This window comes from Rhodomicrobium sp., from assembly GCF_047605405.1.
In the GTDB taxonomy this organism is placed as follows: domain Bacteria; phylum Pseudomonadota; class Alphaproteobacteria; order Rhizobiales; family Rhodomicrobiaceae; genus Rhodomicrobium; species Rhodomicrobium lacus.
The window spans coordinates 31022-56462 of sequence record NZ_JASGFR010000020.1; the positions used below are offsets into that span (position 1 = coordinate 31022).

Annotated in this window: 22 protein-coding genes; 11 read left to right on the plus strand and 11 right to left on the minus strand. The window is 62.2% G+C overall.

Annotated features, from left to right (window positions below):
- Window positions 1–2: 2 nt before the first annotated feature.
- Entirely contained in the window at window positions 3–233 is a 231-nt protein-coding gene (locus QM659_RS09735) for a hypothetical protein (RefSeq protein WP_415188307.1), read from the minus strand.
- Between QM659_RS09735 and QM659_RS09740 the strand changes: the two genes are divergently transcribed.
- Window positions 123–1088 (plus strand): YeiH family protein, encoded by a 966-nt coding sequence (locus tag QM659_RS09740; protein WP_415188304.1) that lies wholly within the window; start codon window positions 123–125, stop codon window positions 1086–1088. The genes QM659_RS09735 and QM659_RS09740 overlap by 111 nt on opposite strands.
- On the opposite strand, the gene QM659_RS09745 is transcribed toward QM659_RS09740, so the two are convergent.
- Window positions 1054–2250 carry a YcjF family protein gene (locus QM659_RS09745; protein WP_415188276.1) on the minus strand — a complete coding sequence of 399 codons (1197 nt, stop codon included), beginning with the start codon at window positions 2248–2250 and terminating at the stop codon, window positions 1054–1056. The two genes, QM659_RS09740 and QM659_RS09745, sit on opposite strands and share 35 nt — an antisense overlap.
- Window positions 2247–3716, minus strand: coding sequence for a YcjX family protein (locus tag QM659_RS09750; protein ID WP_415188277.1), 1470 nt, complete (start codon window positions 3714–3716; stop codon window positions 2247–2249). Before QM659_RS09750 ends, QM659_RS09745 begins: the two co-directional genes overlap by 4 nt.
- 208 nt (window positions 3717–3924) lie before the next feature.
- On the opposite strand from QM659_RS09750, the gene QM659_RS09755 reads away from it, so the two are divergent.
- Window positions 3925–4590: a hypothetical protein gene (locus QM659_RS09755; protein WP_415188278.1), complete on the plus strand. Its 666-nt coding sequence runs from the start codon at window positions 3925–3927 to the stop codon at window positions 4588–4590.
- Window positions 4591–4654: 64 nt separating this feature from the next.
- Here the strand turns inward: QM659_RS09755 and QM659_RS09760 are convergent, their stop codons facing one another.
- The gene (locus QM659_RS09760; RefSeq protein ID WP_415188279.1) at window positions 4655–5590 is read right to left on the minus strand and encodes a LysR substrate-binding domain-containing protein; all 936 of its coding nucleotides are present in this window, start codon (window positions 5588–5590) and stop codon (window positions 4655–4657) included.
- 136 nt (window positions 5591–5726) lie between these two features.
- On the opposite strand from QM659_RS09760, the gene QM659_RS09765 reads away from it, so the two are divergent.
- Both QM659_RS09765 and cqsA read left to right on the plus strand, forming a co-directional pair.
- On the plus strand, window positions 5727–6629 hold the full coding sequence (locus tag QM659_RS09765) for a DMT family transporter (RefSeq protein ID WP_415188280.1): 903 nt from the start codon (window positions 5727–5729) through the stop codon (window positions 6627–6629).
- Between the two features lie 437 nt (window positions 6630–7066).
- Window positions 7067–8326 (plus strand): alpha-hydroxyketone-type quorum-sensing autoinducer synthase, encoded by a 1260-nt coding sequence (cqsA, locus tag QM659_RS09770; RefSeq protein ID WP_415188281.1) that lies wholly within the window; start codon window positions 7067–7069, stop codon window positions 8324–8326.
- On the opposite strand, the gene QM659_RS09775 is transcribed toward cqsA, so the two are convergent.
- Window positions 8284–9696: a sensor histidine kinase gene (locus QM659_RS09775; protein ID WP_415188282.1), complete on the minus strand. Its 1413-nt coding sequence runs from the start codon at window positions 9694–9696 to the stop codon at window positions 8284–8286. The two genes, cqsA and QM659_RS09775, sit on opposite strands and share 43 nt — an antisense overlap.
- A 124-nt stretch (window positions 9697–9820) precedes the next feature.
- On the opposite strand from QM659_RS09775, the gene QM659_RS09780 reads away from it, so the two are divergent.
- On the plus strand, window positions 9821–10819 hold the full coding sequence (locus QM659_RS09780) for a response regulator (protein WP_415188283.1): 999 nt from the start codon (window positions 9821–9823) through the stop codon (window positions 10817–10819).
- 274 nt (window positions 10820–11093) lie between these two features.
- On the opposite strand, the gene QM659_RS09785 is transcribed toward QM659_RS09780, so the two are convergent.
- Both QM659_RS09785 and QM659_RS09790 read right to left on the minus strand, forming a co-directional pair.
- Window positions 11094–13427 (minus strand): Tex family protein, encoded by a 2334-nt coding sequence (locus QM659_RS09785; RefSeq protein WP_415188284.1) that lies wholly within the window; start codon window positions 13425–13427, stop codon window positions 11094–11096.
- Window positions 13428–13952: 525 nt separating this feature from the next.
- Window positions 13953–15014 (minus strand): pentapeptide repeat-containing protein, encoded by a 1062-nt coding sequence (locus QM659_RS09790; RefSeq protein WP_415188285.1) that lies wholly within the window; start codon window positions 15012–15014, stop codon window positions 13953–13955.
- An 87-nt stretch (window positions 15015–15101) separates the two neighbouring features.
- On the opposite strand from QM659_RS09790, the gene QM659_RS09795 reads away from it, so the two are divergent.
- From QM659_RS09795 to QM659_RS09815, 5 genes are all read left to right on the plus strand, one after another.
- A complete protein-coding gene (locus tag QM659_RS09795; protein WP_303483022.1) occupies window positions 15102–15704 on the plus strand; it encodes a hypothetical protein in 603 nt (200 codons plus the stop codon).
- Between the two features lie 79 nt (window positions 15705–15783).
- Window positions 15784–17139: a TMEM143 family protein gene (locus QM659_RS09800; protein WP_303483020.1), complete on the plus strand. Its 1356-nt coding sequence runs from the start codon at window positions 15784–15786 to the stop codon at window positions 17137–17139.
- 156 nt (window positions 17140–17295) lie between these two features.
- On the plus strand, window positions 17296–18171 hold the full coding sequence (locus tag QM659_RS09805; RefSeq protein ID WP_415188286.1) for a 50S ribosomal protein L11 methyltransferase: 876 nt from the start codon (window positions 17296–17298) through the stop codon (window positions 18169–18171).
- A gap of 35 nt (window positions 18172–18206) precedes the next feature.
- A complete protein-coding gene (locus QM659_RS09810) occupies window positions 18207–18719 on the plus strand; it encodes a hypothetical protein (protein WP_415188287.1) in 513 nt (170 codons plus the stop codon).
- A 49-nt stretch (window positions 18720–18768) separates the two neighbouring features.
- A complete protein-coding gene (locus QM659_RS09815; RefSeq protein WP_415188288.1) occupies window positions 18769–20556 on the plus strand; it encodes an aminopeptidase P family protein in 1788 nt (595 codons plus the stop codon).
- A gap of 7 nt (window positions 20557–20563) precedes the next feature.
- Here the strand turns inward: QM659_RS09815 and QM659_RS09820 are convergent, their stop codons facing one another.
- A complete protein-coding gene (locus QM659_RS09820) occupies window positions 20564–21364 on the minus strand; it encodes an enoyl-CoA hydratase/isomerase family protein (protein WP_415188289.1) in 801 nt (266 codons plus the stop codon).
- Window positions 21364–22521 carry an acyl-CoA dehydrogenase family protein gene (locus QM659_RS09825; RefSeq protein ID WP_303483010.1) on the minus strand — a complete coding sequence of 386 codons (1158 nt, stop codon included), beginning with the start codon at window positions 22519–22521 and terminating at the stop codon, window positions 21364–21366. Before QM659_RS09825 ends, QM659_RS09820 begins: the two co-directional genes overlap by 1 nt.
- Window positions 22522–22740: 219 nt before the next feature.
- Between QM659_RS09825 and pyrF the strand changes: the two genes are divergently transcribed.
- The gene (pyrF, locus tag QM659_RS09830; protein WP_415188290.1) at window positions 22741–23457 is read left to right on the plus strand and encodes an orotidine-5'-phosphate decarboxylase; all 717 of its coding nucleotides are present in this window, start codon (window positions 22741–22743) and stop codon (window positions 23455–23457) included.
- On the opposite strand, the gene QM659_RS09835 is transcribed toward pyrF, so the two are convergent.
- Together QM659_RS09835 and prfB are read right to left on the minus strand one after the other, a co-directional pair.
- Entirely contained in the window at window positions 23452–24123 is a 672-nt protein-coding gene (locus tag QM659_RS09835; protein WP_415188291.1) for an HAD family hydrolase, read from the minus strand. The two genes, pyrF and QM659_RS09835, sit on opposite strands and share 6 nt — an antisense overlap.
- Window positions 24123–25254, minus strand: a protein-coding gene (gene prfB / locus QM659_RS09840; RefSeq protein ID WP_303483001.1) for a peptide chain release factor 2 whose coding sequence is annotated in 2 segments (ribosomal slippage) — window positions 24123–25184 and window positions 25186–25254 — 1131 coding nt in all. Because the reading frame shifts where the segments join, the coding sequence is not laid out codon by codon here. Before prfB ends, QM659_RS09835 begins: the two co-directional genes overlap by 1 nt.
- Window positions 25255–25441: the final 187 nt, after the last annotated feature.

Genomic DNA, 25441 nt, shown 5'->3' on the forward strand with positions numbered 1-25441 from the left:
GGTCAATTGTGGCGAATATCGAAACTGTATTTCAAGATGAAGGCGATTTGCGCAAAGCTCGTCGCTTTCATCGCTTGCACCGCAGCCTCCGGCATCACGCCGGTCAAACCATCTGGCCGGGGTTGTTCCTCGTCGGAACGATCACGGGCGCGTCCTTTGCGCTGCGGGAAATTCCGGGCGTCAAAACCTTCAGCCCGCTGATTCTCGCCATCGTGCTCGGTATGGCGTTTCACAATCTGTTCGGTACGCCATCGCGGGCAAGGGAAGGTGTGCTGTTTTCCATGCGCAAGCTGCTGCGCATAGGCATCGTGCTTCTCGGCCTTCAACTCACGGTCGGTCAGCTCGCGGCAGTTGGCGGTGCCGGTGTCGCGATCATAGCAGCATCGCTCGTCGCGACGTTTGTCTTCACGAAATGGCTTGGCCGCATGCTCGGCGTGGAGCGGAAGCTCGCCGAACTGATCGCGGCGGGCACTTCTATTTGTGGCGCTTCGGCGGTCATAGCCACGAACACGGTCACGAACGCGCATGACGAAGACGTGGCCTACGCGGTCGCCTGCGTCACGTTGTTCGGCTCCATCGCAATGTTCGTTTATCCAATGCTGCCTGCGATGCTCGGCCTGGGTCCTCAGGGCTATGGCCTATGGGCGGGCGCGTCGATCCACGAGATCGCCCAGGTGGTCGCCGCCACGTTCCAGTCCGGCCAGCAAGCGGGCGAGTATGGAACCATAGCCAAGCTGAGCCGCGTGATGATGCTGGCTCCTCTCGTTCTGACGCTCGGTTTCATCGCCTCGCGGCGCGCCTCGGCGGGCGAAGATGGCGCGCGCGCCTCGGTGCCGATGCCCTGGTTCGTGCTCGGCTTCGTTGCCCTCACGCTCTTCAACAGCGTAGTGGATATTCCGGCGGAGGTGCGGGGCGGTTTCGCCACGCTGACGATGGTACTGCTGACCATGGCGCTCGGCGCGATGGGGCTGGAAACGAGTTTCCGCAAGCTCGCGGCGAAGGGTCTGCGCCCTCTGGCTTTGGCCGCCTGCGCGAGCGTTTTCATCGCGGCATTCAGCCTCGCCCTCGTTCTTTCCCTTCCGGCGTGATCTCCCCCGCGAAGCGGTGCCCGACCTTCAGGAACTCGGACACGAACTCGCGGAAGCGCGGCTGCTTCGCCTCCACATAGGGCAGCGGCCGCAGCACCTCCACCGCCGCGAGGCCGATGCGCATAGTGAAGCCGCCGTTGATGAGACCCTCACCAAGGCGCTTCGAGACGCGCGCGGTCAGTCCGTGGCCGAGTACCTGAGACAGGATGTCGTCGGTAAACGCGATGCCGCCCGTGAGCGCGAGGTGCCCCGCGATCAGCCGCATCAGTTTCAGGATCGCGAAGAAGCCGGGCCGGCCGCCATAGATCGAGGCGAGGTTTCGGAGCATGCGGAAATTTTCGTAGGCGACGAAACCGACCGAGATGATCGCGGCGGGCGACAGCGTCGTCACGGTCAGCACGCGGCGGCCCGACGAGCCGATGGTGACGCGCGCGAGCTTGTCGAGCGGCACCAGCAGCTCGCGCTCCGTCAGGCTCAGAACCTGCTTCGCGTCCATGATGTCGCGCTCGTGCTTCTTGAGCCGCGCGAGGCCGTCGGCGAGTTCGCGCCGTTCGGCGAAGATCGCGCGGATTTCGCCTGCCGCGACGCGCGCCTGCTTCGTGTCTTCGACCATGAGCGCTGAGTCGGCGCGCTTGCGGACCGTCGTCATGGCCGACAGCCGGGCAAGTCCCCCGATTTCGCGCGCGAGGATCATGGCGAAGGAGAAGACGGCGACCGCCAGCAGGATCGTTGCTGCCCAGCCGATCCAGTCTTGGCGTCCGAGAAGCGTCAGGAATGTGTCCTGCACCCAGATGAGGACGGCGAGCACGACGAGCCCGCCGACAGCCGACAGGAAGAGGCCGCCCCACTTCCGCGTACGCGAGATTGCCTTCTCGGGCGGCTCCGCCGTTGTTGCGGAAGGCTGATCCAAGGGAGCCGGGGCGGGCGCCGCCGCGTTCGGCTGCGGCCCGGCAACGCGCGGCTTCGCGCCCGGCTGTGCGCCCTGCGAGGCGGCGGCAGCGGGGCGGTTCTGTTCGGGTTCCACGCGCGACGATGCATGCGGCGCTTTTGGCGCATCCGGCCCGGGCGCGGGCGCTTCATCCCGCAGCGGCAGATCCGCCGAGAGCCTGGGATCGTCGAGATTGAATGCCGCGGGCGCGCGGCCTTTCGGTTCGCCGGTCATGAGAGTTTATCGCCGATAAGGAAGTTCAACGCGCGGTCGAGCCGGATGTGAGACAGCACCGGGCTTTCGCCGAAGCCGAGCGCGCGCTGGCGTTGCGGCCGGAAACGCACGAAATGCGCCGCCGAATGCCCCATCTTCAGCCATTCGGGCGACAACGCGAGCGCCGGATCTTCCGGCAGGTCGCCGGGAAAGATCGCAAGTTGCTCCTTGCCGTCGAAGACGCGGGCGCCGAGGCGCTCGCCTTTCAGCGGCACGCCGACGATGCATGGCAGCCGGTCGTTGCCCTGCCGCGCTTCCGCCTCGCCCGTGGCGCGGACGCTCGCGAGCGCGAACGCCTTCACCTCCGCGCCGCTGAAATTCGCCCGCGCAGCGCTTTTCTTCGCGATGAGGCCGAGGATCGCCTCAAGCCGGTCGTGGTTCGTGTGGTGCAGGTGATCCGCCTTCGTCGCGGCGAACACGATGCGGTCGATCCGCCGCCCGCTGAACATGGCATGCCACGGGTTCTGGCCGTGACGGAAGCAGCCGAGGATGTCGGTCATCGCGCGTTCGAGGTCGGCGACGGCATCCGCGCCCGCGTTGACCACCGTCAGCACGTCGGCCAGCACGATCTGGCGGTCGAGCCGCGCGAAGTGATCGCGGTAGAACGGCTGGATGACGTGCCGCTTGTAGGAGCGGAAGCGCCGCGACATCATCGCCCAAAGGCTGTTGTCGGGCGGCGTCGAGCCGTCCGGCGCTTGGAGCGGGAAGAAGGTGAAGGCGGGCGAGCCCGCGAGATCGCCCGGCATGAGGAAGCGGCCCGGCGTGAGGCTGGAGAAGGACAGCGCGTCGTCGCGGCATTTGCGCAGATATTGCGTGAAAATCTCCGCGCCCTGTTTCGCGGTCTGCTCGTTCTTCTTCTGAAGCGGGTTCGTGTTGCCGAGGAAGGCGAGCCACTCCTTCGCCGCCGGTTCGCGGCTCGCCTCGCGCGCCATGGCGATGGATTGCCGCGACCATTCCTCAAAGGAGAGGTCGAGCAGCGGCAAGTCGAGCAGCCATTCGCCGGGGTAATCCACGATGTCGAGATGCATCAGCCGCGTTGCGCCAAGCGCGCGCCGCATCATCGCGCCCGGCGCATATTCGAACGTGAGGCGAAGTTCGCTGATCTGTCGCGTGCCCTCCGGCCATTCCGGCTCGGCGGCGGTGAGCTTCGCGAGATTGCCCTCGTAATCGAAGCGCGGCACCGCGTCGTCCGGCTGCGGTTCGAGATAGGTGCGCAGGATGCGCTTCTGCGCCAGCGGCTCGAAGAACGGCAGGGCGTTGCCCGCCATGAGATTATGCACGAGCGAGGTGATGAACACCGTCTTGCCGGAGCGCGACAGCCCGGTCACGCCGAGCCGCACGGACGGCGCGAACATCTGGGCGGCGGTGTCCTGCGCGCGCGCCCACGTTTCCAGCGCTGAACTCGACCAGCGTTCCAGCAAGGCCATTCCTCTCGCAATCCGGGAGATGAAGCGGCTGTTTTATCAGGAGACGCGGCGGAGGGGAATAACGCCGCTTGCGGCGTTTCGCTCGGGGTGGGTGGGGAGACGACGAGGCCATTTGCAGAGCTGAGCGGTATGATCACGATCAGCTTCGCTTATGGTTTATCGATTATCAAATTTTATGATTAGCTACTTTACCCCTTAGGAGGATGCCTTGGGATACGTATCAGTTGCTGAAGATATCGAAAAGCGACTCGATGAAAAACGCATCATCGAGGAATTCAAAAAATTTGAGGATCGTCAATTCGATCTATTTAAACAGGGATCTTTAACTGAGGCAGGTTTACGGCAAGAGATAAAAGTATTAGAGATGCGCATATTGGAATCACTGAATTCTATTAAGCGGATGGCCGGAGAGGACGGAGTCCATATCGGAAACGAACTATTAAAGACGAAAGCGGAAATGCACGAAGCGTCTAAATTTATAGAAAAAATTGAAAATAATCTTCCAAATAACATGGAAAGAAATAATTTATCAGAAGCCGTAAAAGTTTTTGCTGGAAAATATAAAAATCTCATCGAACTAGTCGATATAATAACGCGTATATTAGGTCAGAAAAATAAGGATATTATAATTCAAATTAGGTCCACTTGCCATCGAGATATATCAATCTTGAATAAAATTTCAAGAAAGATCAGTAGCTTGGAAGACGGGATTGCGGCGGCCTATAAGCGTAATAACGAGTTGGAGAGGGAATTGGAAGCAAGGGATTATCCAGAGAGGCTGTGCGTCGGCAACTATAATACTTGGGAAGATTACACTGGAGACATGTTCCAGAATAACAACCAGAATAAATCGATTCGATACAAAAAGAAATGAAAGAAGGGTGCTCTACTTCAAAGCGGCAACAGCTTTCGTAGCTACACAAAATAATGCCATCCACCTAGGCTACCATCCCAAGCCGCTGCACGGCGTCGGCGACGCTCGGCGAGCGTTCGAGGAAAGCCGCGAACTTGCGGTAAAGCTCGTCGCGCGCGTTCGCGACCATGACGAGTTCCGCTTCCGGCAGCGGCGGAAACCCCTCCTCCGCGCCGAGGATCGCGTGATCGCGACCGACCGAGCCGCGCGGCAGCACCGCGATGCCGAGCCCCGCCGAAACCGCCTTGCGGATGTTCTCGTAAGACGAGCTTGTGTAGGCGAGGTAGCAAGGTCTGCCCGCGCGCTGCATGGCGAGCAGCATCGTCTTGCGGTAGGTGCAGCCGTCGGGGAAGCCGACCAGCGGCACCGTTGACAACTGGCCGAGCGGCGTTTTCTCGCGGCCGACCCAGAACAGCGGCTCGCTGCGCAGCACCTTTCGCGGCGCGCCGCCGACATTCGGGCTTTCGCCGCGCGCGCGGTTGAGCAGCGCGACGTCGATTTCGCCCGCATTGAACATGTCAACGACGGCGGCGGACATGGCGGACGTCACCTCGATACGAAGGTCCGGGTTCATGTCGAGGCAGCGCGAGAGGACGCCGTGGATGTCCAGCACGTCGAAATCGTCGGGCACGCCAAGCCTGATGCGCCCGGCCAGCGGCGGACGCTGAAACGAGCCGACCGCGTCGGAGAGGCGGGCGAGAATTTCCTTCGCCATCGGCAGGAACCGCGCGCCCTCAAGCGTAAGCCCGGCGAAATGCCCCTGGCGACGCTCCAGAAGCACGCAATCGAGGATCTGTTCCAGCTTCTTCAGGCTTTGCGTCACGGCGGATTGCGTGCGCCCGAGATCGAGGCTCGCGCCGGCGAAGCTGCCGCCTTCCGCCACCATCACGAAGGCGCGCAGCTGTTCGAGCGTGATGCGGCGGTCGGTAAGGGTTGCCGCGGTATCGGCGATATTGGCCAAGGTGCGATTCCTTCGCTGTTTCCCGACGCGCCTGGCTCAAGCAAGGCCCAACGCCGCGAGCACATATCAATTGCGCTTATTATTGCGTCGTCATTATTAATTTTGCAATGAGCATTTGGCCTGCGATCCTTCGCTCATGACACAGATATCGCGCCCTGCCCTCATCGCCTTCGTGCTCCTTTTCAGCCTGATCTGGAGTTCCGCCTTCGTGGCGGGCAAAATTGCCGTGCGCGATGTAGACCCCGTGCTGACGCTGGTGATCCGCTTCGCGCTGAGCGCCGCGATCATGGCGCCGTTCTGCCTCGTGAACGGGGTGGCGTGGAACACCCGCATCGTGAAGACGGGCCTCATCTTCGGCCTGCTGAACAACGCGGTTTATCTCGGCCTGAATTTCTCCGCCCTCGCCTTCACTTCGGCCGCCGTGGTGGGCGTGATCGTGAGTTGCGCCCCGTTCCTCGCGATCCTGTTTTCCGCGGCGCTCAGGCAGGAGCGGTTCGACCCGATCAAGACGCTGGGCGTGCTGATCGGCTTTGCGGGCGTGATCGTCATCATCGGCTTCGACATTAGTTCGGGCGATGCCGTCGGCGTTGCGCTCGCGGTCGGCGGCACGACCGCTTTCGCGATTGCCACCGTGATGTTTCGCGGACGTGCGACGGGGCTTCCCGTGCTCCCACTCAATTTCTGGCAATCGACGGCGGGCGCGCTCGCGCTCCTGCCCGTGCTTGCCGTGAAAGGCGTGCCGACGCCGACCATCACGATCTCCGCGGCGCTTGCGATCCTCTATCTCACCGTCATCGTGAGCATCGGCGGGACGGTGCTCTGGCTTCTCCTCATCCGCTGGAGCGGAGCGGCGAGCGCGGCGTCCTATCACCTGCTGAACCCGTTTTGGGTGGTGATCCTGTCGAATATCGCGCTTGGCTCGCCGCTCGAACCGCGCGCCTTCGTCGGCGCCGCGATTATCGGAGCGGGGTTGCTGCTGACGACGCGGAGCGCTGCTCCCGCTGCGCCGCAGGCTTTGGCGAAGACGGGCGCTTCCTGAAGCAATTCCGGGGCGAGCGAACCGCTCCCATCCTGGAATTGAAGTAATACAAAAGAGCGAGAGCGAACTTGCGAGTTAAAGAGAAGCGCAGACGCGCCGGAGCCGTAAGCCGCGTGGACACCGAGGCCGCTAATAGCCCGCGCGAGATCGGCGGAAACGGCGCGAAGTCCGATGAACGTCGATCCGGGAAGTTGCACAACCGGCTTCATACGCGTTCTCGCGGTGATTATTTTCTGAAGCCCCTGCAATAGTTAGGAATAAATTACCGTGGTAGACCATCGACCAAGCCGAACCGCTTTTTTCTCGATCAGTCAAGAAAATTATACGCCGGTTGATATGTCATTGGATGTTGTCGGTATGTGATTTGACCGCCGAATCCTGACCTCAGCTTAGTGCTATTCTGTTCCTTGTCTGTAACGCTTACAAGGAACATACACATGACGATTCATTTCCAGCAAACGCGGCTTCCTGCTGACCCCAAGTTCTTGTTTGATCGGGTTGAATGCTATTATCGAGACCGTGTCGGCGAGACCTGGAAGGGTGTGCATCCGCTGAAGGGCATGAGCCCCGGGCGGTCCGCGATCAAGCTGCGCAGCAACGACTACCTGTCCATCGCCTCCGACCGCCGCGTGATCGAGGCGGAAATCCGAGCCTTGCAAGCCGCCGGTCACGGTGACTCGGTATCGCGAACGTTCGTTCATCATGAAACGGACGGTCTCAATGCCTTCGAACAGCGCGTGGCGCGGCTGATGGGGGCGGAAGCCGCGGTTCTCGCGAATTCGGGCTATTGCGCCAATGTCGGCCTGATCCAGTCGATTTGCCGGCCGGAAACGCCCGTGTATCTCGACATCAAGGCGCACTTGTCGCTTTGGGAAGGGGTGAAGAGCGCGGGGGCCACGCCCACGCCGTTCCGCCACAACGATCCTGAGCATCTGGATCGCCTGATCAGAAAGTTCGGCCCCGGCGTCATCGCGATCGATGCCCTCTACAGCATCGATGGCAACATTGCCGTGCTCGATGACATCGTCGAGGTCGCCGAACGGCGCGGCTGCGCGCTGATCGTCGACGAGACGCATTCCTTCGGCACGCACGGACCCGACGGCGCCGGTCTTGTCGCGGCTCGCGGTCTCAGCCACCGCGTTCACTTTCGGACTGTTGGCTTGTCCAAGGCCGTGGCGAGTCGCGGCGGCCTGGTCATATGCTCGCAGCGCAACGCCGAGTTCCTGCGCTACGAATCGCTACCGGTCATCTTCAGCACCCAGGTGCTGGCGCATGAGGTGGCTGGCTATAATGCCGCCCTCGACATTTTTGCCAACGAACCTTCGCGGCAGCGTCTCCTCCACAGCAATCATCGTTACCTCATCCAGGGCCTCGATGACCTGGGTTACAACGTCGATCTGTCCAAGTCCCAGATCATAGCGCTTGAAGCGGGAGAGATCCTCCCGACCGTCAAGCTGCGCGATGCTTTGGAAAAACGCGATGTCTTCGGGGCGATCTTCCTGCCGCCGGCCACGCCCACGAAGCGCTGCATCATCCGCTTCACGGTGAATTGCAGCCTCACCCAAGGGGAGCTTGATCGCGTGTTGGAAGTGTGCGCGGAAATCAGGGACGAAGTGGGGCTGGCATCGTGGCCGTCTACACGGCGCCGGGGCCGTCAGGCTCGCGGGGCCCGTCCTTCGGTCGCACTTGCGGCCTGACCGCAGCGTGACAAGCTGGACGCGGCATAAGCCGCGTCCAGCGCTTTTGCTTCGACGATGGGAAGCCTGATTTCGAACGTGGTGCCTTTGCCGGGCTCTGATAAACAGAGGATGCTGCCGTCGAAACCTTCGACGACGCGGCGGCAGAAGGATAAGCCGATGCCGGTGCCGCCGGTTTCAGCGTGGCCGGTCACGAACGGTACGAAGATATAAGGCAATATCGATGGGTCGAGACCGCGGCCGTTGTCGCTTATCGAAAGCAGATGACCGGCAGGCGTCGTTTTTGCTTCTATGACGATCTGTCCTTCACCCGATGACGCGATCTCGCGGAGCGCATTCTTGATGAGGTTGATGATGACGTGGACCATCAGCACCTCGACACCGCGATACGTGAAATTGTCGCAGATGCTGATATTGATCATTTCGCGTTCCCCGGGACGGAACTGAAAGCGGTTGATCGCTTCGTCGATGGTGCTGGCGACGGCATGGAATTTCATGCGTTCTTGTGAATAGCTCTCATCCTTCAGATTCGTGAGAAGCATATCGATGACAAGGTTTGCGGCGACGGCATGTTTATCGATGCGTTGCAGAGCACTGCTCAGCGCAGCGATCTCGCGATCACTCAGGCTGTCGTCGCAGCCGCGCTCTTTCGCCCACTGATTGACCGCGCTCAGCCGCCCGAGGTGGTCGCTGGTCTTGTTGGCGTCGAGCCGGATGCCGAGAAGTGGCGTGCGCATTTCATGCGCGATGCTGCTCGCAAGAGCGCGTGCCGCTATGAGCTTGTCACGAGAGATGACTCGTTCATTGTGAGAGAGGAAGACCACCGCGCTCAGGATGAAGCCGTAAACAGGCAGGACGAGCAGATATTCGGTGGGGACTTCAGTTCCTCCTGACATCAGCCAGTAGCCGATCAGCCCGATCAGCGCACCTACAATGGAGACAAAGACACCGTTGGCAAGATCGTAAAGCAAAAACGTGAATACGATTATCGCGGTGTACGACATCAACCAGACGCTGTTGACGCCGTTCAAGAGCAACATCAGCGTGAAGAATGCAGGTCCCGCCAATAATATTGCCCAATAACAATAGGCGAGGTAATATGATATAAAGCGATGCGGCCAATAGCTTCGGAGAGCCATTGGTATGCAAAGCGCCACCCCTGCTGCCCTCAACGGCAAGCTCTCGTAAGGTTGAGGAAAAACATACGTCCACATACAATAATAAAAAGGGAAGGCAATAGCACCGAGCAACCCGGTGGCGGGCAATTTGTACGCTGCAACAGCATGATGCTCGACATAAGCGACACGGAGACGGCGCGCAAGGAAGCGCAATTTGACGAGCAATGCCCGCCCCCTCAGGCGTTTAATCATAATACCAAGCCGCACGGTGTGAACTTTCACTTGCACGATATAGCGAGCGGAAATTATAAAGACCTATTCCAAGCAGCGCAAAATACATTGCGAGCGCCGTGGCATCAGGATCAGGACCGGACTCATGAGCACCTTGCTGCCGCTCTACCACCCGACGACATGCCTGGTCATCGATGATGATCGGCTCTATCTCGACAGCTTCGACTACAATTATGCCGATGTTACGCTGTGTGCAACCGAGCATCGTCTGGAGCAAGCCATTGAGCGCCTCCTGAAGGATGCGGAGCGGACAGGCTTGACCATCGAAGAAGCCAATCGTGCCCCTGTCGACGAAGGGGAGACTGCCGATCCCATCATTCGCCTGCCGGCATCGCGCATCGCCGCAATGGCGCGAGATCCCGCGCGCTTTTCACGTGTTTCCGTTGTGGTGGTCGATTTTGCCATGCCGAGCATGACAGGCGTCGAACTCCTCCGGAAGATCAAGCACCTGCCGGTCAAGAAGGTGCTGCTTACCGGCAAGACCGGGGATTCGACGGCGGTCGCCGCCTTCAACGAAGGCTTGATCAACTTGTTTTTGGTCAAGCAAGACCCAGACCTGCCCGAGAAGCTGAGGCGTATCATCGGAGAGCTTCAGCATCGCTACTTCAAGGACATCACCGCGCCGCTGGACCCTATCGCAAAGCTTGAGGACACGGCGTTTCTCGACGATCCGGCAATTGCGAACTGGTACCGCAAGTTCGCCGAGCGCATCGGTGCGGTCGAGCATTATCTCCTGCCATCGCCGCCGGGCCTGATGCTGGTCGACGAAACGGGTCAGGTCACCGTCGCATGGATCAACAGCCGGGATCGGATGCGCGCCCAGCTTGAGATCGCAATCGATGTCGGCGCCCCGAGCGCGCTGGTGAAAGAATTGCGCACCGGCGACAAGATACTCACTTGCCCGACGCCAACCGGGTTCTATCAAAAAAAGCACGCGTCCGACTGGCAGAAGTACCTTTTGCCATGCGAGGAGATCAGGGGAAATACGTCCTGGAAAGTGGCGATACAGCGGGATCAGGCACCCGGCTTGTCGGCCGTTTCCTTGAGACAGTATCGCCGGTCGCAAACAAGGCGCGCCAGCTAGTGGTCCGATTCCGACATTTGCATCCGTTTGCAGCACGCTTGCGAGCAAATGTCGGAATCGAAAGGACCACTAGCAACATCATGATTCTCGTGGAGCTTTTGAATTTGACATTTGAGCGAAAGCTCGCAGCCACCGGGACTCAAATGTCAAATTCGCTCCACTAGACTTGATTTCCCGCCCAGGAGGCTCGATCGGGGCCGATTGTGGCGTCGAACTTTCGACGGCGTCACCGCTCAGATCAGTCTTCGATCCGTTGCGATGACGCCGGAATTTGCTACTTCCGCCCGGCAAGCCCGGCCTTGCGGAAGGCGTCCGCGAACGCGCCGCCGCCCGCTTCTGGCCGCCCGCCCTTCGGCGCGGCGGTCATCTTCTTCGGCGCGGGGGGGCGCTGCCCGCCGCCCTGCGGGCGCGCGGCCTCGGCGCCGATCGGATCGTCGAGGCGCAGCGTCAGAGAAATGCGCTTCCTCGGCGCATCCACCTCCAGGACCTTCACGCGCACGACGTCGCCCGGCTTTACCACGTCGCGCGGGTCTTTCACGAAGGTCTTCGACAGCGCGGAGACATGCGCCAGCCCGTCCTGATGCACGCCGATGTCGATGAATGCGCCGAACGCGGCCACATTCGTCACCACGCCTTCGAGCACCATTCCGGGCTTCAGGTCGGAGATCTTCTCCACGCCCTCCTGGAAGGTCGCGGTCTTGAAGGCGGGGCGCGGGTCGCGGCCGGGCTTTTCAAGCTCGCGAAGGATGTCGGTCACGGTCGGCAGGCCGAATTTCTCATCCGCGAACTGTTTCGGCTGGAGGCCGCGCAGCACCGGCGCGTTGCCGATGAGCGTCTTGATGTCCACCTTCGCCACCGACACGATCTTGCGCACCACCGGATAGGATTCGGGGTGTACGGACGACGCGTCCAGCGGGTCGTCGCCATTCGGAATGCGCAGGAAGCCCGCCGCCTGCTCGAACGCTTTCGGGCCGAGGCGCGGCACCTCCTGAAGCTCGGCGCGGCGCTTGAACGCGCCCTTCTGATCGCGATAAGCAACGATGTTCTTCGCAAGGCTCTCGCTGATGCCCGACACGCGCGCGAGAAGCGGCACCGACGCCGTGTTGAGATCCACGCCCACGCCGTTCACGCAGTCTTCCACCACAGCGTCGAGCGAGCGCGACAGCTTCGTTTCCGACAGGTCGTGCTGATACTGGCCGACGCCGATGGACTTCGGGTCGATTTTCACGAGTTCGGCGAGCGGGTCCTGCAGGCGGCGCGCGATGGACACGGCGCCGCGAAGCGACACATCGAGGTCGGGCAATTCCGCGCTCGCATAGGCGCTGGCGGAATAGACGGACGCGCCCGCCTCCGAAACCATCACCTTGGTGAGCTTCAGTTCGGGCGCGAGCGCCACGAGTTCGCCCGCGAGCTTGTTCGTCTCGCGCGAGGCGGTGCCGTTGCCGATGGCGATCAGGTCGACCTTATGCTCCTTGCAGAGGCGGCCGAGGATCGCGAGCGACTCCGTCCACTGCCGTTTCGGCTCGTGCGGATAGATCGTGGCCGTCGCGGCAACCTTGCCGGTCGAATCCACGACGGCCACCTTCACGCCCGTGCGAAATCCCGGATCGAGGCCCATGGTGGCGCGCGTTCCGGCGGGCGCGGCGAGAAGCAGGTCGCGGAGGTTGCCCGCGAACACCTTCACCGCCTCGTCCTCCGCCGCCTGCCAGAGCCGCATGCGAAGATCCACGGACAGATGGCCCTGAATGCGCGTGCGCCACGCCCAGCGCACCGTGTCGTTAAGCCACTTGTCGGCGGGGCGGCCCTTGTCGGCGATGTTGAAGCGCCGCGCGATGCGCGCCTCGTACAGCGACGGGCCGGAGGGCGCGGCCTGCGCCGGATCTTCCGGCTCGAAATTCAGTTCGAGGAAGCCTTCCTTCTCGCCGCGGAACATCGCGAGGATGCGATGCGACGGCATCTTGGCGAGCGGCTCGGCCTTGTCGAAGTAATCCGCGAACTTCGCGGCTTCGGGCGTGTCCTTCTTGTCGTCCTTCGCCTTGGCCGCGAGGCGTCCGCGCCCCCACATCTCTTCGCGCAGGCCGCCGATCAGGTCCGCGTCTTCCGCGAAGCGCTCGACGAGGATCGCGCGCGCCCCGTCGAGTGCCGCGGCCACGTCCCCCACGCCCTTCTCGGCATTGACGAACGTGGCCGCGATGGCGTCCGGCAGCTTCGATGGATCGGCCAGCAGCGCGTCGGCCAAAGGCTCAAGCCCCGCCTCCTTCGCGATCTGGGCCTTGGTGCGCCGCTTCGGCTTGTAAGGCAGGTAGATGTCTTCGAGCCGCGCCTTCGAATCCGCCGCCATGATCTGCGCTTCGAGCGCATCGTCGAGCTTGCCCTGCTCCCGGACGCTGTCGAGGATGGCCTTGCGGCGGTCTTCCATCTCGCGCAGATAGCGCAGCCGCTCTTCCAACGTACGGAGTTGCGCGTCGTCGAGCATGCCGGTCGCTTCCTTGCGGTAGCGCGCGATGAACGGCACCGTCGAGCCGCCGTCGAGGAGATCGACCGCCGCCTGCACCTGCGCCGGGCGCACGCCAAGTTCTTCCGCAATCCGCTGTTCGATGGACTTCATGTGTCTCGCTCTTCCGCTGATGGGGGCCGGCGCGGTGAGGGGGCCGGCGCGAATCGCCCGATCATACAGAACGCGGCGCGTCCGGTTCAAATGACGAGATCGCAATGGCGGCGATGCGGGTGCGCGCCTCACCCGAAGGGATGTTGCGGTATTGCATCATGAGGGCTGATTCAATTGCAAGGCGTTTTGTCGACCTTGCGCAAGTCTGACTTATTTCGCAAGGTTGCCCCTGGGTTGGATTGGGACGTTTCGAGTCGACATCCATATTCTCGAGTTTTTTCAGGGAGGGGCATCCCAATGATTTACAAAAGTGGTTTCACCGCATTGGTAGCTGGCGTCAGCATGGCCGCTTTGTTAAGCGGCGCCGCATTTGCCGATAGCGTTTCGGTTCAGGGCGTAGGAGATCAGGGGTTTGTTCGGCTCGATAACGGCAAACTAGTTGCTACTAACGTACTTGGAGGGCAACAGCAGGACGTGACCGGCCTGACCTTCAGCAGCGGCAGCGGCGGCAACGCCAAGACAACTTCAATCAAAGGCAGTGGCATCGAAACCACCGGCAGCTTGAAGGTTGGCGGCAACACCAAAACTGGTTCGCTCACTGTGCAGGATGACGCGAGCGTTGGCGGCTCGCTTGAGGTTGCTCAAACAGTCACCGCCAAGGAAGTCGACGCCAAGAAAGTTAGCGCTTTCGAAGTTGATGCTGTTAAAGTTGACGCCGTGAAAGTCGACGCCGTCAAAGTCGAGGCCAAGGAAGTCGACGCCAAGAAAGTTAATGCTTTCGAAGTTGATGCTTTCAAAGTTGACGCAGTGAAGGTCGAGGCCAAGGAAGTCGACGCCAAGAAAGTCAACGCTTTCGAAGTTGATGCTTTCAAAGTCGACGCAGTGAAAGTCGAGGCCAAGGAAGTCGACGCCAAAAAAGTCAATGCTTTCGAAGTTGATGCTTTCAAAGTTGACGCAGTGAAGGTCGAGGCCAAGGAAGTCGACGCCAAGAAAGTCAACGCTTTCGAAGTTGATGCTTTCAAAGTTGACGCAGTGAAGGTCGAGGCCAAGGAAGTCGACGCCAAGAAAGTCAACGCTTTCGAAGTTGATGCTGTTAAAGTCAACGCAGTGAAAGTCGAGGCCAAGGAAGTCGACGCCAAGAAAGTTAAAGCTTTCGAAGTTGATGCTGTTAAAGTCAACGCCAAGGAAGTCAACGCCAAGGATGTGAACACTAAAAACCTCTATGTGACTGAAAGTGCCAACTTTAATGGGAACCGAGTCGAGGGTGTAGGTGCCCCAATCCTCGGCACCGACGCTGCCAACAAGGCGTATGTCGATTACAACGACGCGGTCCTGAACAACCGCATCAAGGACGTGCGCGACGGCGTTGCCATCGCGCTGGCGATCCAGACGCCCGATCTCATCGCCGGTGAAAAGTTCGGCGTGTCCGTGAACTGGGGCAACTTCGAGGGCGCGAATGCGTTCGGCGTCGGTCTGCAGGGCGTGCTCGGCAACAACCTTCTCGGCGCGGGGGAGCGCGTTTCGCTGACCGGCGGCGTGGGTGTCAGCACCGAGCGCAGCAATGTCGGTGGCCGCGCGGGCGTGCAATTCACCTGGTAGGTTGATTTCAAAGATCGAAAGCCGTTTAAGGTTGCCGCGCGTTGCGGCAACCTTTTTATGTTTGTGAGGGAACTCATGCGAGTGAGCCTGTTTCGTCTCTGCCTGAGCCTTGCGTGCCTCACAGGTTTTGTCGCGGCTGCATCGGCGCAGACCAAGGCCCCCGCGCCCGCCGCAAAGCCGCCCGTACAGGCCGAGCAGCCCAAGATGACGATCGATACGCTCGAAGTCGTCATCCTCATCAAGTCGACCATCGCGGCGCTGCAACACGCGAACCAGACAGGCAATTATTCCGTGCTTCGCGACCTCGGATCGCCGGTATTCCGCGAGCGCTTCGATCAGGCCCAGCTCACGGCGATCTTCTCCAACCTGCGGAACCGCGGCGTAAACCTCAGCCCCGCGCTCGTTCTCACTCCCAATCTTTCCAGGAACCCCGAACTCACGCCGCAGAACCAGCTTCGCCTCGTCGGCGATTTCCCGACCAAGCCGCTGCAAATCCAATACGACCTCCTGTTCCTGAAAATAGGCAACGTCTGGCGCATTGAAGGGATCATCGTGGATGCTGTCGCTCCGTCAGCCGCCGTGGTCGAGAACCCGCAAGCCTCCAACTCGAAAGCGGCCGAACCGGCCAAGCCGGCAAGTTCCGCCGGGAAAGCGCCACCGACCCGTCCAGCCAATTGATCGTTCGCGGTTTCCCCCGGTCGTGTTGCTGACGACCGTGAAAAAGGGTAAACAAATGGTTGCAACCGGAGGGCAGCGGATGGACGGGCAACTGGAGGCGGATCGCATGGCGACGAAGGCTCCGCCCGTTCAGATCGAGACGGAAACGGGCATCGACACCGTGCCGGGGCAGGCCATCCCGTCAGTGGTGGCCGAAAAGTTCATCTCCGTGGATCGCAGCCAGATCATCAACCGCGCGCTCGACAAACTTTTCGACACGGGCCAGCGCGTGCTTGCCGGTGACGTTTTCCAGCATATCTGCGCGCTGAGGCAGGTCGAATCGGCGCGGTCGCTCGACACGCTCGTCGAACTTTACGACCCATTCAATCCCGACGATGAAACCGTCAATATCGGCGAGCCGAGTCCGGAGGCCATCAAGCAGCAACTGGACAAGCTCAGGAAGAAGATCATCGAGTCGGCGACGGCGGCCAATTACATTCAGATCGATCAGGACGAACTGGAAGCCATTCTCGGCAAGGAATATCATCAGGGCTTCGCCGCTGAAGTCGACCTGAAGGAGTTCGACTTTCATCTTCTCTTTTATCGTGGCGATGTCCGGGTCAAGGTCAAGGCAACCTCGTGGAAGACGGCGTGGCTCGTCGAGCGCGAGGTCGAAGTGGAGGCCTACCGGCGTCTGTTCATCGGCTTGAAGCTGAAACCGGAGGAGACGCGCATCGCAGAGATCATGCGCGTCGATAAAGTCTCCCGCCGGAAGGCCGAAAAGCGCGTCCGGAAGATCCGTAACCAGAAGATGCTGCAAGGCGTTTCGGACAAGACGCTGCATCTCAAGGTTTTCCGGCTCATCCCCAAAAGCGACATCGAAATCCTGTTTCCGAACGCGAAGATCAAGTTCAACCTTCTGGACAAGCTGTGGCTCTGGGTCGGCTCAGGCGGCAGCACGCTCTTCGCCATCACCATGGCCGTGCTCAAATTCCTGGCAGCGGTCGCGATCAGCGTCTTCTTCGTCATCTTCACCATTGCCGGCGCCGTGGGTGCGATCATCCGCAGCTTTACGAGCTTCCTCAACACGCGCACGCGATACATGGCGAAGCTCGCGCAGAGCCTTTACTTCCACAACATCGCCAGCAATCAGAGCGTTCTTGCCGCGCTGAATGACGACGCGGAAGAAGAGGACATCAAGGAGGCCGTTCTGACCTACGCCCTTCTCCTGCGCTACGGCCAGCTCGGCCTTGAGGCCACGAAGGCCGAGGCGGAAAGGTTTCTGAAGACCGAGTTCTCCCTTAATTGCGACTTCGACATCGAAGACGGCTGCCGCCATTTGCGCAAGCTCGGGCTGCTGGTGGCCGACGACTCGGGAGCGCCCCGCATCCGTGATCTGGAAGACGCGCGCGAGCATCTCGAAACCCTCTGGCGGGCCGTCCCCACATCGGCTTAGATCAGCCTGCATCAAATGCGTCGTGCACCCACGTCCTGTTTGCGGCTCGATGCTGTTGGCGGGCGCGGAAGGCGGAGACGCTTGAAAGCTTCGGCGAATGGTGCTCCCCGTTTCTGAAGGGCGCGGCAGGCCGCCAACCATCCGAACAGGTTTCCCATGCGATTGACCCACAAGACAGTGTTGAATTTCGTCTCCGAGAGCGAGGCCGTTGCCGCAAGCGAAATCCTCGGCGAACTGCCCGCCTTCGAGGAAACGCCTGTCGTTGCGCTTGAGAGCGAGGACGGGAAGCGCTGGTCGGTCGAAATCTATGACGACGGCGCGCTGGGCGATGCGGCGACGGCGGCGCTCGCGGAGGCGGGCATCGAACCGCCCGCAGCCTCTGTCGAGGCCATCCCCGACGCCGACTGGGTGAGCGAGACGCAGCGCGCGCTGCCGCCCGTTCACGCGGGCCGATTCATCGTGCACGGCAGCCACGACCGCGCGCGCATCGCCTCGCAATGGGCCATCGAGATCGACGCGGGCCGCGCTTTCGGGACCGCCCATCACGGCACCACGAAAGGCTGTCTGCTCGCGCTGGAGCGGCTTTCGCCCATTGGCGTGCATCGCGTGCTCGACCTCGGCACCGGCTCGGGCGTGCTCGCCATCGGCGCGGCGAAGGCGCTGGCGCATGGGCCGCATGTCGTGGCCGTGGATGTCGATCCGATCGCGGTGGAAGTCGCGCGCGAAAACGTGCGCATCAATGGCGCGGGCGCCGACATCGCGCTGTTCACCGGCGATGGCTACGAGCCGCGCGACGCCTATGCCCTGGCGCCGTTCGACGTCGTCGTCGCGAACATTCTCGCGAAGCCGCTGTTGAATCTCGCGCCGCGCATCCGCGAACTGACCCGCATCGGCGGCGCGGTGATCCTGTCAGGGCTCCTCTCGGGGCAGGCCCGCGAGATCGTGGCGCGCTATCGCGCCACGGGCTTCGTGCTCGTGCGCCGCCGCGACCTCGAAGGCTGGGCGACGCTTAAGCTGCGGCGGGTGGGTTAGCGCGTCGATTCTATATGGACGGGGAGATTCTTCGAATGTCTTCTGAATGCGAGTTTCGACTACGGGCGCGCGAGCCCCTGCTATACGCGTATTCGGCGCTAGAACTGCTTGATCATCATGATCAGTTTGACGAACATCGCGAATGGGTTCTTTTCTGGGTTGGAGGTGTGGCGCTTTTAAGAACGGTGGGCCATGTGCTTCAAAAGGTGGATGCAGTAGGTAGCCCAGAGTTGGGATGTATTATTTCTTCTAAGTGGGCCATGTGGAAGGAAAATAGACAAGAGAATGCGATTTTTTGGGATTTTATAGAAAAAGAGCGAAATAACGTTCTCAAAATTTTCAAATTAGGTGTTTTTGTAGGTCAAGTGCCTGATCACATGCCGAGCAGTGATGAGTGTGTTTCAAATATATGCGAGAAAGATATTCCTACCCATTGCGAAACAGGAGAAGATGGTCGCGATTTATTTTTTGATGCTGTGATGTGGTGGCAAGAGCAGTTAGCAGCCATAGAAAAAGAATGGCGTTTGAGCTGCAGAACATCTAATTAACTTATTAAGTTTGCGTTAAATAGATGGGTCGTTATCACGAAGGTCACACATGCCGCACACCCACGAAAGCCGCCTCGCCGCGCTGCGCGCTGCTCTCGTCGCCGAGAAGCTCAGCGGCTTCATCGTCCCGAAAGGCGACGAGTTCCAGAACGAGGCGGTGCCCGCGTGCTGGGATCGCCTCGCCTGGCTGACGGGCTTCACCGGCTCGGCCGGAACGGCGGTCGTGCTCGCCGACAAGGCCGCGCTCATCGTCGACAGCCGCTATACGCTTCAGGCGAAGGCGCAGGTGGACGCGGCGCTTTACGCGGTCGAGCTTTTCCCGAAGACGACGCCCGCGAAGTGGCTCGGCGAGCATGCGGTCGAGGGCGCTGCGATGGGGTACGATCCGTCGCTGTTCACGCAGGCGAGCTTCAAGCCGCTGAAGGCCGAGGCCGAAAAGGCCGGTTTCGAGCTTCGCGCCATCAAGACAAACCCCATCGATGCGCTGTGGGAGCATCGCCCCGCGCCGTCCTTCGCACCCATCGTTTTCCATGACGAGGCGTTCGCGGGCGAAAGCACGGCGTCGAAGCTTGAGCGCGTGCAAAAGGAAATCGCCGCGCGGAAGGCGACGGGGCTCATCGTGAGCGCGCCGGACGCGGTGGCATGGCTGTTCAACATTCGCGGCGGCGATGTCGCGCATACGCCGGTTGCGCTCGTTCGCGCCTATGTGCCGCTTCAAGGCAAGCCGACGCTATTCGTCTCGCCGGGCCACGTGACGGATGAGAACCGGACGGCCCTCGAAGCGCTGGCCGCGTTGCATCCGCTCGGCGACCTCTGGAAACTCCTTCCGCGCCTCGTGGGAGCGGCGGCGAAGGTCATCGCCGATCCCGCCCACACGACGCTTCACGTGGGCGACATTCTGAAAGTTGCCGGCGCGAAGGCCATCGAGGGCGACGACCCGACCATCCGCTTCAAGGCAGCCAAAAACGCAACCGAGCTGGAAGGCGCGCGCGCGGCGCATCTGCGCGACGGTGTGGCGGTCGCGCGCTTCCTCGCATGGCTCGATGCGCACGCGCCGCAAGGCGCAGTCGATGAACTCGCCGCATCGGACAGGCTCGAAGCGTTCCGCCGCGACACGGGCAAGCTCGTCGACCTCAGCTTCGACACCATTTCCGGCGCGGGGGCGAACGGCGCCATCGTGCATTATCGCGCGACGCCCGAGACGAACAAGCCGCTTCTGCCGGGTACGCTTTATCTGACCGATTCCGGCGGCCAGTATCGCGACGGCACGACCGACATCACGCGCACCGTGGCCATCGGCGAGCCGAGCGCGGACGCGCGCCGCCATTACACGCTCGTGCTGAAGGGGCATATCGGTATCGCAGCGGCGCGCTTCCCGGCGAAAACCACGGGCGCGGGCATCGACAGTTTCGCACGGCGCGCGCTTTGGGATGCGGGGCTGGACTATGGCCACGGCACCGGCCACGGGGTCGGCAGCTTTCTTTCGGTGCACGAAGGCCCGGCGAACATCTCGCCGCGCGGAACTGTGGCGCTTGAGCCGGGGATGATCCTGTCAAACGAGCCCGGCTATTACCGCGAGGGGCATTACGGCATCCGGCTGGAAAATCTCGTGGCCGTGACGCTGCCGCAGGGGATCGACGGCGGCGAAACGGAAATGCTCGGTTTCGAGACGCTGACGCTCGCGCCGTTCGACCGGCGGCTTATCGATGCGGCGTTGCTGTCGGCCGCCGAACGCGAATGGCTAAACGCGTATCATGCGCGCGTGCGCGAAGCGCTTTCGCCGCATCTCGAAGACGCGGACCGCGCGTGGCTCGACGCGGCGACTGCCGAGGTTTAGCCGGTCTTTACTCCGCCCAGTTCGGCTTGCGCTTTTCGATAAAGGCGGCGAGCCCTTCCGCGCCTTCCGGGCCGCGCGCCGCCTTCGCGAAAACGGTGGCCGCATGGTCCACGAGCGCGCCCGCGTCCTCGAACCGCGCGCGCCGCAGGAGCGCTTTGGTCTCGGCCACCGCGCCCGGCGCGCAGGCGAGGATCTGACGGAGCGTTTCGGCGAGTGCCGCGTCAAGGTCCGCACCCGTGTCGCAGGCGCGATGCACGAGCCCGATGCGATACGCCTCATCGGCGCCGAAGCGGGCGCCCGTCACCGCCAGCCGCTTCGCTTGCCCATAGCCGAGCCGCTCGACGAGGAACGGGGCGATCTGCGCGGGGATCACGCCGAGCGACGTTTCCGGCAATCGGAAATCCACGTCGCGCGAGGCAAGCGCCACATCCGCCGTGCAGGCGAGGCCGAAGCCGCCGCCCATGACGCTGCCTTCCAGCACCGCCACGACGGCCAGAGGCGAGCGGGCATAGGCGGCGCATACATGACCGAACGCGGCGTTCGAGGCTGCCACCGGGTCCGTTTCGCCGACGGGAGCCATGCGCGCCGCCGCCATGTCGCGCAGGTCGGCGCCCGCGCAGAAATGGCCGTCCGAGCCGCGCAGCACGACCACGCGCGCGTCCGTCGCTTCCGCGTCCGCGAGCGCGGCGAGCAATTCGGCGAGCATAACCTGCGACATGGCGTTGCGAACTTCCGGCCGGTTGAGCCGGATTGTGAGCACGCCCCCCTTGCGGTCGATTGCGAGCGTCGTCGGAGCGTCGGCCATCATCAGTCCTTCTTCCCGCTCGGCAGCGTGCCTTCGAGCTTGCAGATGATGCCGAGCATCACCTCGTCCGCGCCTCCGCCAATGGAGACAAGCCGACCGTCGCGCATCGCGCGGCTCAGCGGATTGTCCCAGGTGAAGCCCATGCCGCCCCAGTACTGCAGGCACGCATCCGTCACCTCGCGAATGAGCCGCCCGCATTTCAGCTTCGCCATCGAGGCGAGCTTCGTCACGTCGCGGCCGGAGACATATTCCTCCACCGCGCGCCACGTCAGCGAGCGCAGCGCTTCCACCTCCGTTCGCAGTTCCGCGAGCCGGAAATGCACCACCTGATTGTCGAGTATGGACTTGCCGAAAGCCTTGCGCTGGCGCGTGTAGTCGATGGTGGCGTCGATGAGCCGGTCGAGCATCGTGAGCGAGTTCGCCGCGCCCCAGAGCCGTTCCTCCTGGAATTGCAGCATCTGGAAGGTGAAGCCCATGCCCTCCGCGCCGATGACGTTCGTTTGCGGCACGCGCACATCGTCGAAGAAAAGCTGCGCCGTGTCGGACGAGAACATGCCGAGCTTGCGGATCTTCTGCCGCGTTATGCCCGTCGCGTCCATCGGCACGACGATGAGCGACTTGTTGCGATGCGGCTTGTCGTCGGACGTATTGGCGAGCAGGCAGCACCAGTCGGCCTTCATGCCGTTGGTGATCCACATCTTCGAGCCGTTGATGACGTAGTCGCCGCCGTCTTTCCGCGCCGTCGTCTTGATCGACGCGACATCCGAACCCGCACCCGGTTCCGACACGCCGAGACAGGACACCATCTCGCCCGCGATACTTGGCGCAAGCCATGCGCGCTTCAACTCGTCGCTGCCGAAGCGATGCAGTGCCGGTGTCGCCATGTCGGAATGCACGCCGATGGCCATCGGCACGCCGCCGCAATCGCAGGTGCCGAGCGCTTCCGCGACCGTCGCCGAATAGGAGAAGTCGAGGCCCAAGCCGCCATAAGCTTCGTCGTATTTCGTTCCGAGAACGCCGAGCGCGCCGAGTTTTCGGAAGAGTTCGTGCGAGGGGAATTCCTCCGCGCGCTCCCATTCATCCACGAACGGGTTGATCTCGTTCTTTACGAAGCGCTCCACCTGGTCGCGCAACTGCTCATGCTGCGGCGTCAGAAGCATCGCGGTTTCCCCCTTTTATTCTCACGGTGGCGAGCACCTTTTCCTCAGGATGACACGGTCCTTCAAAAAAAGGAATTGCACTTGAGATGGGCAGTGCGCGGTGTCGTGGCAGGCAACGGCCCTCCATCTTTCGTTCATCGCTGCCATGATCGGGCTCGAAATCGTTTGGTTCGTGCGCGCCTTTCCGGCACGCTGGCGAAAAACGAAGCGAGGATGCCGATGTCGTTCGAGACCGAAGCCGAAAAGAAACTGATCGTAGCGCTGGATTTCCCGTATGCGGAAGAAGCCGCAGCTTTCTGGCACAGGCTTGCCCTGCCGCATGCGGTGGCGAAAATCGGCCTTGAGCTTCTGATGACGGCGGACGGCGTGGCGCTCGTGAAGCGGCTTGCGGAAGGCGGCGCGAGCGTATTCGTCGACGCGAAGCTTTACGACATCGCCGCCACGGTCGAGCGTGCGACAGCGCGCGTTGCTGCGCTCGGCGCGGCGTTTCTCACCGTGCACGCGCAGGACGACGCGACCGTCGCGGCGGCAGTGCGCGGAGCGGCGGGGTCACCGCTCAAGCTGCTCGGCATCAGCCTGCTTACGAACGCCAGGCCGGAAAGTCTCGCCGATCAGGGGATAACGCTATCCGCCAGCGACCTCGTGCTGACGCGCGCAGGCTTTGCGGCAGAGGCGGGTTTTCACGGCATCGTCTCGTCTGCGCTGGAGGCGCGCGCGCTGAAAGACGCGTTCGGGTCGCGGCTTGCGGTCGTGACCCCCGGCATTCGCCCGGCAAGCGCGAGCGTGGCGGGCGACGATCAGGCGCGCACAGCGACACCTGCCGAAGCCATCGCCGCGGGCGCGGATTATATCGTCGTCGGCCGCCCGATCACCCGCGCCGCCGATCCGAATGCTGCCGCCCGCGCCATCGTCGCGGAGATCGCGGGCGCTTTATAGCGCGTCCACGATGCTCGAAACTTCGTCGTAGTCGCGGGCGATGAAGGTCGCGCCCGCCGCGACGAGAGCCGCCCCATGATCCGGCGGCAGATGCGATGCGGCGAGAAGCCCGATCACGCGCATGCCCGCGGCAAGCGCCGCGCGCACGCCGCTCGCGCTGTCCTCGATCACAAGCGCGTCGCAAGGCTCCACGCCTTCCTCGCTTGCCGCCTTCAGGAATATATCGGGGAACGGCTTGCCGCGCGCTACGGTCTCGGCGCTGTAGATGCCGCACGGAAAGCGGTCGGCGAGGCCCATCACGCGCAGGCACAGGGCGATGCGGCGCGGCGAACTCGACGACGCGATGCAGCGCCGCACGTCCGCATGGCGCGCGATGAAATCGGCAACGCCCGGGATCGGGCGCAGCGACCGCTCGAACAGCGCGAAGGTGCGGCGTTCAAGTTCGGGCAGGAAGTCCGGCAGCGGGCGGCCTGCCAGCGCCTCCATGGTGGCAACTTCGTCGGAAGCGCGCTTGCCGACGAACAGCTTCGCGGCCTCCTGCCATGTCATGGGCGCGCCGAGGTCGCCCGCGTAGGCGGCGAGCGCCTCGCAGGCTAGCACCTCGCTGTCGGCGATGACGCCGTCGAAGTCGAAGATGATGAGGCGCGGCGTTGATTGCGCCGCCACTAATCCAGATCCTCGACCTTGGCGGGGCCGCCGCCATGGACGCGCTGCGCCAGCGCCGCTTCGATGAAGGCCGTAAGATCGCCGTCGAGCACACCAGCCGGGTTCGTGTTCACGATGCCGGTGCGCAGATCCTTCACCATCTGATAGGGCTGAAGCACATAGGAGCGGATCTGATGGCCCCAGCCGATGTCGGTCTTCGACGCGGCGGCGGCATGCGCGGCATCCTCGCGCTTCTTCAGTTCCATCTCGTAGAGGCGCGCTTTCAGCATGTTCCACGCGGTGGCGCGGTTCTTGTGCTGCGAACGCTCCATCTGGCACTGCACCACGATGCCGGTGGGCACGTGTGTGATGCGCACCGCGCTGTCGGTGGTGTTGACGTGCTGGCCGCCTGCGCCGCTCGCGCGATAGGTGTCGATGCGGCAGTCGCTTTCGTTCACCGCGATGTCGATGGTGTCATCCACGACCGGATAGACCCAGACCGACGCGAAGCTCGTATGGCGGCGCGCGTTGGAGTCGTAGGGCGAGATGCGCACGAGGCGATGCACGCCGGACTCGGTCTTGAGCCAGCCGAAGGCGTTGGAGCCCTTCACCTGAATCGTCGCGGATTTCAGCCCGGCTTCTTCGCCGGCCGCGCTTTCGATCAGTTCGACCTTGTAGCCCTGCTCCTCGGCCCAGCGCATGTACATGCGCAGCAGCATCTCCGTCCAGTCCTGGCTCTCGGTACCGCCCGCGCCTGCATGGACTTCGAGGAAGGTGTCGTTGCCGTCCGCTTCGCCCGAAAGCAGAGCTTCGACTTCGCGCTTCTGCACTTCGGTTTGCAGCGCCGCGAGTGAAGCCTCGGCTTCCTTGACCACCTCCTCGTCGCCTTCCTCCTCGCCGAGTTCGATGAGGCCGACCGCGTCGTCGAGGCGCGCGGCGAGCTGCGAATAGGCGGTGAGCGCGGTGTCGAGGTGCTGCCGCTCGCGCAAGAGCTTCTGCGCGCGCTGCGGATTGTCCCACAGCGTCGGGTCTTCGACGATCCCGTTCAGGCTGGCGAGGCGGGCTTTCGCTTTATCCCAGTCAAAGATACCTCCGCAGGAGCGAGAGGGACTGCTTGATTTCGTCGACGATGGCTTGTGTTTCAGGGCGCATGAAGAGGTTCCGTCTGTGAGGGCTGGCGCCGGAGTGCCCCACGGGCCTCCGGTTCCGCTATTTCAAAACTGTAAAGATTGAGCCTGCATGGCGCTAGTGTTCCGCGCGCTCCCGAGCATCCGTATCTTCGCTATTCGCTAGGGGAGAGCAAAAACGCGTCAGGAAAAATGAACCGACCTGAGATGGG

Bases quoted from the DNA above. Each gene is read 5' to 3' on its own strand.
- QM659_RS09745 (WP_415188276.1), bottom strand. From the start codon at position 2,250: ATGACCGGCGAACCGAAAGGCCGCGCGCCCGCGGCATTCAATCTCGAC.
- QM659_RS09750 (WP_415188277.1), bottom strand. From the start codon at position 3,716: ATGGCCTTGCTGGAACGCTGGTCGAGTTCAGCGCTGGAAACGTGGGCG.
- QM659_RS09765 (WP_415188280.1), top strand. From the start codon at position 5,727: ATGACACAGATATCGCGCCCTGCCCTCATCGCCTTCGTGCTCCTTTTC.
- cqsA (WP_415188281.1), top strand. From the start codon at position 7,067: ATGACGATTCATTTCCAGCAAACGCGGCTTCCTGCTGACCCCAAGTTC.
- QM659_RS09775 (WP_415188282.1), bottom strand. From the start codon at position 9,696: ATGATTAAACGCCTGAGGGGGCGGGCATTGCTCGTCAAATTGCGCTTC.
- QM659_RS09780 (WP_415188283.1), top strand. From the start codon at position 9,821: ATGAGCACCTTGCTGCCGCTCTACCACCCGACGACATGCCTGGTCATC.
- QM659_RS09785 (WP_415188284.1), bottom strand. From the start codon at position 13,427: ATGAAGTCCATCGAACAGCGGATTGCGGAAGAACTTGGCGTGCGCCCG.
- QM659_RS09795 (WP_303483022.1), top strand. From the start codon at position 15,102: ATGCGAGTGAGCCTGTTTCGTCTCTGCCTGAGCCTTGCGTGCCTCACA.
- QM659_RS09800 (WP_303483020.1), top strand. From the start codon at position 15,784: ATGGACGGGCAACTGGAGGCGGATCGCATGGCGACGAAGGCTCCGCCC.
- QM659_RS09805 (WP_415188286.1), top strand. From the start codon at position 17,296: ATGCGATTGACCCACAAGACAGTGTTGAATTTCGTCTCCGAGAGCGAG.
- QM659_RS09810 (WP_415188287.1), top strand. From the start codon at position 18,207: ATGTCTTCTGAATGCGAGTTTCGACTACGGGCGCGCGAGCCCCTGCTA.
- QM659_RS09815 (WP_415188288.1), top strand. From the start codon at position 18,769: ATGCCGCACACCCACGAAAGCCGCCTCGCCGCGCTGCGCGCTGCTCTC.
- QM659_RS09820 (WP_415188289.1), bottom strand. From the start codon at position 21,364: ATGATGGCCGACGCTCCGACGACGCTCGCAATCGACCGCAAGGGGGGC.
- QM659_RS09825 (WP_303483010.1), bottom strand. From the start codon at position 22,521: ATGCTTCTGACGCCGCAGCATGAGCAGTTGCGCGACCAGGTGGAGCGC.
- pyrF (WP_415188290.1), top strand. From the start codon at position 22,741: ATGTCGTTCGAGACCGAAGCCGAAAAGAAACTGATCGTAGCGCTGGAT.